The organism is Fluctibacter halophilus (assembly GCF_020687825.1).
Classification (GTDB): Bacteria; Pseudomonadota; Gammaproteobacteria; order Enterobacterales; family Alteromonadaceae; genus Fluctibacter; species Fluctibacter halophilus.
In genome coordinates this window covers 165,680-171,979 of the sequence record NZ_JAJEWP010000001.1, presented here as the reverse complement: position 1 = coordinate 171,979, position 6,300 = coordinate 165,680, and the positions used below count along the sequence as shown (strand labels likewise).

The following is a 6,300-nucleotide window of genomic DNA, read 5'->3' as shown; positions in this document are numbered from 1 at the left end:
CCTGCCCTCGCCGCAAGGGCCAGCCTCCGGCTGTTCGCTTTTGCTCCCGGCAAAAGCGTCGAACCTGAGGAGGTTCTCACCTCCTCGTACACGACAAAAAACAAAAACCCCGGTCGATGACCGGGGTTTTTGTTTTGTATGGCGCGTGTGGAAGGATTCGAACCTCCGACCGCCTGGTTCGTAGCCAGGTACTCTATCCAGCTGAGCTACACACGCGTGGAAACTGATTTTCGTTGTATTCGTCCCTGAAGCGGCATTCCAGCCTGACCGTCCAAGGTCAGTCGTTCACCGCTTTCGGCGTGACGTTAGGTCACCCCTCATCGCTATCGCGACCGCGCTTCACCCAGCTGAGCTACACACGCATGGAAACTGTGCATTGGTCTGTTGCTAAACGTCTTACCTAGTGTAGTACGCTTTGCGAAAAATGGCGCGTGTGGAAGGATTCGAACCTCCGACCGCCTGGTTCGTAGCCAGGTACTCTATCCAGCTGAGCTACACACGCGTCGATTTTGACCATTTGCCATTTCAAAGAAATGGCGGAGAGGGAGGGATTCGAACCCTCGATACGCGTAATGCGTATGGTTCCTTAGCAGGGAACTGGTTTCAGCCACTCACCCACCTCTCCGGATTTTGTTACTGCTGACACTAAGCTGAAGGTCAACGGGCATCAGTTATATGCCGCAATGAAGACAGCGTCAAATAAGGCTACACGCCTTACACTCCGTTAGCAGTGGAGTGTGGATAGCTGCCTGGCCACCTCTGCTTAATGTGGGGCGGAAGTTTACTGATTCACTAAAAGATGTCAAACCTTTTTTCCCGCTCAGGGTGCCGAGTGATGTGATTTTATTCAATTCGTGCAGATTTTGCCGAATAAGCGTCATTTTAGTCGATTTAGCCGTCAGCAACGAGGGTTTGCCACGGATGCAAATTAAAAAGGCTGGACAAGCCAGCCTTTTAAAATTCAGTCTTCCGAATGCCCTTGTTGGGTATTCTTTTCAGCCTGAATTCGCATGTAGATTTCTTCACGGTGCACAGATACTTCCTTGGGTGCGTTGACACCAATTCTTACCTGATTTCCTTTAACCCCTAATACAGTGACGGTCACATCGTCACCAACCATCAGGGTTTCGCCCACACGACGGGTCAATATAAGCATTCTATTGCTCCTTTTCCATTAATCCACTGTGTCCCTATTAAAACTAGCCCATTTATCCAGTATCACCAGAAAAATGCACCACCAGCATTCCGTGTTTTTGCTGTCACTGACAAAAACTCGCTGACATTCTTTGCTAAGACTACAGCTTATCGGTCAACCATTGGTTAACTGAAGCCAATGCGTCCGGTAACGCGTCCGGTTGACTACCACCGGCCTGAGCCATATCGGGTCGACCACCGCCTTTTCCGCCCACCTGAGCGGCGACAAAATTGACCAGTTCGCCGGCTTTAACTTTGTCCGTCATATCTTTGGTAACTCCAGCGATCAGGCTGACTTTGTCACCGTCCGCCAGCCCCAGCATGATCACGCCGCTACCCAGTTGATTCTTCAGATCGTCCATCATGCCGCGCAGTGCTTTACTTTCCACACCGTCAAGCTTGGCAACCAATACCTTGGTACCCTTGATATCCTGTACATTGCTGAGCAAATCATTGCCTGCCTGGCTGGCCATGGCCTGCTTCAGACCGCTGACTTCTTTTTCCAGTCCTTTGAATTGCTCCAGCACCTGCTGCAGACGCTCGGTGACCTTGACCGGATCCGTTTTCAACTGCTGGGCAATCGCGCTCAGGGTATTGTTTTGCTGTTGCACATAGGCCAGTGCAGCGGCGCCGGTGATCGCTTCGATGCGACGCACACCAGAGGCTATACCGCTTTCCGATACGATTTTAAACAAACCGATATCACCGGTACGCTTAACGTGGGTACCACCACACAATTCCATTGAAAACGGGCCCATACTCACAACCCGCACTTCATCGTCATATTTCTCACCGAACAACGCCATTGCTCCCTCGGCTTTGGCTTGTTCAATGTTCATCAGACGGGTTTGCAAGTCATGGTTCGCACGCACCTGCTCGTTAACCAGGTTTTCGATGCTCAGCAACTGCTGAGGCGTAACTGCTTCAAAGTGCGAGAAATCAAAGCGTAACTTATCCGGATCAACCAGCGACCCCTTCTGGCTGACATGGTCACCCAGGATCTGTTTCAGCGCAGCATGCAATAAATGGGTGGCACTGTGATTCAGTTTGATCGCGGCACGACGCTCGGCATCAATTGCAGCCTGCGCCTTATCGCCGACCTGGATATCTCCACGCACCAGACCACGGTGAGCGATGGCGTTACCCATTTTGACGGTGTCCTGAACAATGAATTCACCGTTGCCCACTTTCAGTGTACCGGTATCACCCACCTGGCCACCGGATTCTGCATAGAACGGCGACTCATCGAGGATAACCATACCGCTGTCACCGTCGCTAAGGGCGTCGACGCTACCGTTCTGATCAAACAGCTCAACCACATTGGCCAATCCGGCTTCATGCTCATAGCCGCTGAAACTGGAGGCATTTTCTGTACTGAGCTGGGCGTTATAGTCCACACCGAACTGGCTGGCCTGCTGGGCCCGTTTGCGCTGCTCGGCCATGGCCGCCTCAAACCCTTGCTGATCAATCATGAAACCTTTTTCTCGGGCCACGTCATTGGTCAAATCGGCAGGGAAACCATAGGTATCATAGAGTTTAAACACGATGTCGCCGGGCACGACGTCACCGTCGAGCTGTTCCAGTGCATCGTTAAGGATCTGCATGCCCCGTTCCAGCGTACGGGAAAACTGCTCTTCTTCGACCCGCAGCACCTTCTCGATCACCGGCCGTTGTTCCAGCAGCTCAGGGTAGGCTTCGCCCATCTGTTCACACAACGCCCCAACCAGCTTGTAGAAAAACACGTCATCCGCGCCCAGCTTGTAGCCGTGACGAATGGCACGGCGGATGATACGGCGTAATACATAGCCACGTCCTTCATTGGACGGCATCACGCCGTCACAGATCAGGAAGCCACAAGACCGGATGTGGTCGGCAATGACGCGCAGGGACTTGTCGTTCAGATCCTGGCTGCCAACAATCTCAGCCGCGGCCTTGATCAAGGCGTCGAACAAATCTATTTCATAGTTGCTGTGCACATTCTGCATGATCGCAGAAATCCGCTCCAGGCCCATTCCGGTATCGATAGAGGGTTTAGGCAACGGCAACATTTCACCGTCAGCCTGACGGTTGAATTGCATAAATACCAGGTTCCAGATTTCGATGAAGCGATCACCGTCTTCCTCAGGGGATCCGGGCGGTCCCCCCCAGATATGCTCGCCGTGATCATAGAAGATTTCAGAACACGGGCCACACGGGCCGGTATCGCCCATCGACCAGAAGTTGTCTGAGGTACTGATACGAATGATTTTCTCTTCCGGCACGCCAATTTGCTTGGCCCAGATATCATAGGCTTCATCGTCTTCGGAATAGACAGTGACCAGCAGTTTGTCTTTGGGCAAGCCCAACTCTTCGGTCAGAAACTGCCAGGCAAAGGCAATGGCTTCAGCTTTGAAGTAATCACCGAAACTAAAGTTACCCAGCATCTCAAAAAAGGTGTGATGGCGAGCCGTATAGCCGACATTTTCCAGATCGTTATGCTTGCCCCCCGCCCGCACACAACGCTGTGCCGACACTGCGCGGGTATAGCTGCGTTTGTCCGAACCCAGGAACACATCTTTGAACTGGTTCATGCCCGCATTGGTGAACAACAGGGTCGGATCATCCGCCGGCACCAGCGAAGAACTGGCGACCCATTGGTGCCCATGGCGTTGGAAAAACTCAAAAAATGCGCGGCGTATGTCAGCAGTGCTTTTAATCATCGATGGTCCTGACTCGTGTAAAATGTCGTTGCGGGATGCCGCAGGCGTTAATTCGCCTGTTTCGGGCCCGTAAATGCTTCAGATAAGCGGCGAAAGATAGCACAAAGCATCACCACTTGTTAAGCACAGTTATGGAGCCGCAACCCCATAATTTCAAGGCTTGTTCGCCATCATCAGGCTAGTCGGTAGGGTGATAAGAAACCGCATGTTGACATTGTTCGTGAGTAAAGCCGCGATAGGCCAGAAAACGCAGTTGTTTCTGACTGTCCTGCCAATCGTCAGGCAATGCCGGGCCGAAGCGCTTTTCCCGCACCTGACATGCCAGAGCAAACCAATCCACGTTAAGTTCGCGCAGTTGTGCATTGATCTCAGCATCGTCTAACTGGTGCTCGCGGGCCTCTGCACGAATGCGCAGCTCACCCTGCCCTTTGCTGACGCGAGAGCGGATCAGCGCTTCACAAAAACGGCTGTCTGATTGGATCCCCTTGGCGCTGAATTTGGCCAATTGTTGTTCAATCAACGACACGGAAAACCCCTTGGCCTGCAGCTTACGAACAATTTCCACCTGGCTGTGTTCCCGACGTGCCAACAAGGTTGTGATGCTGCGGGTGATGATCCCTTCGTCATCCTCTGTCATAGTAGTGTTCTGGCAGTTAGTTTCGTTTTCGGTCATGTCTGACACTACGCTCCGGTTTACATTTTGTGAGGATATCAGCGCGCTATCAGCGAGGCAGTGGGATGGTCTTGCGCCTGACCAGCCCCCCTTTACACGGCACGGTTTTCTCAGTGCTCTTGAACACAGTAACAGTGTCGGCCCCGGCACTGGCTGGGACCCTGAACATGTGCTGATTTGGCAAGATGACACCCTCATCGGCTGTCTGCCATTGTACCGCAAGAGTCACAGCTATGGGGAGTACGTGTTCGATTTTGCCTGGGCCAATGCTTACCATCACTATCAGCGCGACTACTACCCCAAATGGGTGATCGCCATTCCCTTTACCCCGGTTACCTGCGCCAAGTTACGCTGCACGGACTGCGCATTGGATGAATTGCTCGCATCACTGTTACCCTGGTTACAGCAGCGTGCAGGCGAGCGCGGCATCTCTTCCATCCATTGGCTGTTCGCGCCCGACGCTATCCGTCAGCAACTTGAGCATCATCAATGGAGCGTGCGCCACAGTGTGCAGTTTATCTGGCAACATCAGGGCTATCGCGACATGGACGACTACCTGTCGCGCATGACAGCGCGGCGACGCAAAAGTATCCGCAAGGAACGTCAACGTGTCAGCGATCAGGGGGTGCAGGTGTCGCGTCTGGTCGGCGATGATATCCGCGCCGAGGATTGGGCGTTTTTTTACCAATGCTATCGCACCACCTATCGCCAACGTAGCGGCCACGATGGCTACCTGACAGCGGCGTTTTTTCAGCAGTTGGCGGACACTATGCCTGACGCATTGATGTTGGTCATCGCACGCCGCGACAACATGCCGGTCGCCGCAGCGCTTTACCTGTTTGACGATCACCTACTGTGCGGTCGGTATTGGGGCGCGGTGGAGGATATCGATGCGTTACACTTTGAGTGCTGCTATTACCAGGGCATTGAATTCTGCCTGGAACGCAACATCCACACCTTCAATCCCGGTACGCAGGGTGAACATAAGATCCTGCGCGGGTTTGCACCTACCCTGTGCTACTCCGGTCATTGGATTGCCGACCCCGCCTTTTCCCATGCCATCGGGCAGGCCAATGCAGCGGAACGACAAGAGCTTCAGCACTACGCCGAACAGGCCGCAACGCTGCTACCGTTCAAGCAGGACGGTTAGGGCTTGCGCCACACCAGTAGGTGGTTATTGGCCGGTAAGGCCAGCACTTCTTGTAGCTGCAAACCGGCGCCCCAGGCCTGCAACTCTTCGACATCGCGAACCCCACCGTAGCCTTGGCTGCGCAGCTGTTGATCGAATGCCCGGTTGCTGTCGCTGCTGTACTGACCGTCAAAACAAAACGGTCCGTACTGACAAAACACGCCATTGGCGGGTAAGTGGCAAGCAATCATTTGCATCAATACGTTGACTTCATCGGGTTGCATGATGTGCGCTGTATTGGCACTGAACACCCCATCGATGCCCGGCGCCGGCCAGGGATCCTGGCCCACGGTGAACGACAACGGCTGACGAAGGTTATCTCTGGGATAGGCCGTCAACCAGGCACGGATCCCTTCATGATAATGGGGCTGGTCGCTGGTCTGCCACACCAGATGAGGCAATGCCGGCGCAAAATGACAGGCATGCTGACCGGTACCTGAGCCGATTTCCAGCACCTGCTGACAGTCCGCAAAATGCACTTGCAAATGCGCCAGGATAGGTTGCTTGTTGTTTTCACACGCCTGACTGAAGGGTAAACCTGCCAC

At 53.6% G+C, this 6,300-nt stretch carries 5 protein-coding genes, 3 tRNA genes and 1 pseudogene; 1 reads left to right on the top strand and 8 read right to left on the bottom strand.

The window, feature by feature from the left end:
• Window positions 1–139 precede the first annotated feature (139 nt).
• From LJ739_RS00850 to LJ739_RS00825, 7 genes and pseudogenes are all read right to left on the bottom strand, one after another.
• Window positions 140–216 (bottom strand) — tRNA-Arg (locus LJ739_RS00850).
• 209 nt (window positions 217–425) lie between these two features.
• Window positions 426–502: transfer RNA gene (locus tag LJ739_RS00845), tRNA-Arg, on the bottom strand.
• A 32-nt stretch (window positions 503–534) separates the two neighbouring features.
• Window positions 535–625 (bottom strand) — tRNA-Ser (locus tag LJ739_RS00840).
• 336 nt (window positions 626–961) lie between these two features.
• Complete coding sequence (gene csrA, locus LJ739_RS00835) at window positions 962–1,156, bottom strand: carbon storage regulator CsrA (protein ID WP_229156703.1); 195 nt, start codon at window positions 1,154–1,156, stop codon at window positions 962–964.
• 62 nt (window positions 1,157–1,218) lie between these two features.
• Window positions 1,219–1,293: pseudogene (gvpC, locus tag LJ739_RS19170) on the bottom strand (gas vesicle protein GvpC); the annotation flags it as partial.
• 2 nt (window positions 1,294–1,295) lie between these two features.
• Entirely contained in the window at window positions 1,296–3,893 is a 2,598-nt protein-coding gene (gene alaS, locus LJ739_RS00830; RefSeq protein ID WP_229156702.1) for an alanine--tRNA ligase, read from the bottom strand.
• Window positions 3,894–4,071: 178 nt separating this feature from the next.
• A complete protein-coding gene (locus LJ739_RS00825; RefSeq protein ID WP_229156701.1) occupies window positions 4,072–4,530 on the bottom strand; it encodes a regulatory protein RecX in 459 nt (152 codons plus the stop codon).
• Between LJ739_RS00825 and LJ739_RS00820 the strand changes: the two genes are divergently transcribed.
• Window positions 4,505–5,716 (top strand): GNAT family N-acetyltransferase, encoded by a 1,212-nt coding sequence (locus LJ739_RS00820; RefSeq protein ID WP_407646723.1) that lies wholly within the window; start codon window positions 4,505–4,507, stop codon window positions 5,714–5,716. The genes LJ739_RS00825 and LJ739_RS00820 overlap by 26 nt on opposite strands.
• Here the strand turns inward: LJ739_RS00820 and LJ739_RS00815 are convergent.
• Window positions 5,713–6,300: a DUF938 domain-containing protein gene (locus LJ739_RS00815; protein ID WP_229156699.1), complete on the bottom strand. Its 588-nt coding sequence runs from the start codon at window positions 6,298–6,300 to the stop codon at window positions 5,713–5,715. The genes LJ739_RS00820 and LJ739_RS00815 overlap by 4 nt on opposite strands.

Coding starts and splice junctions, on each gene's coding strand:
- alaS (WP_229156702.1), bottom strand. CDS start 3,893: ATGATTAAAAGCACTGCTGACATACGCCGCGCATTTTTTGAGTTTTTC.
- LJ739_RS00825 (WP_229156701.1), bottom strand. CDS start 4,530: ATGACAGAGGATGACGAAGGGATCATCACCCGCAGCATCACAACCTTG.
- csrA (WP_229156703.1), bottom strand. CDS start 1,156: ATGCTTATATTGACCCGTCGTGTGGGCGAAACCCTGATGGTTGGTGAC.
- LJ739_RS00820 (WP_407646723.1), top strand. CDS start 4,505: ATGATCCCTTCGTCATCCTCTGTCATAGTAGTGTTCTGGCAGTTAGTT.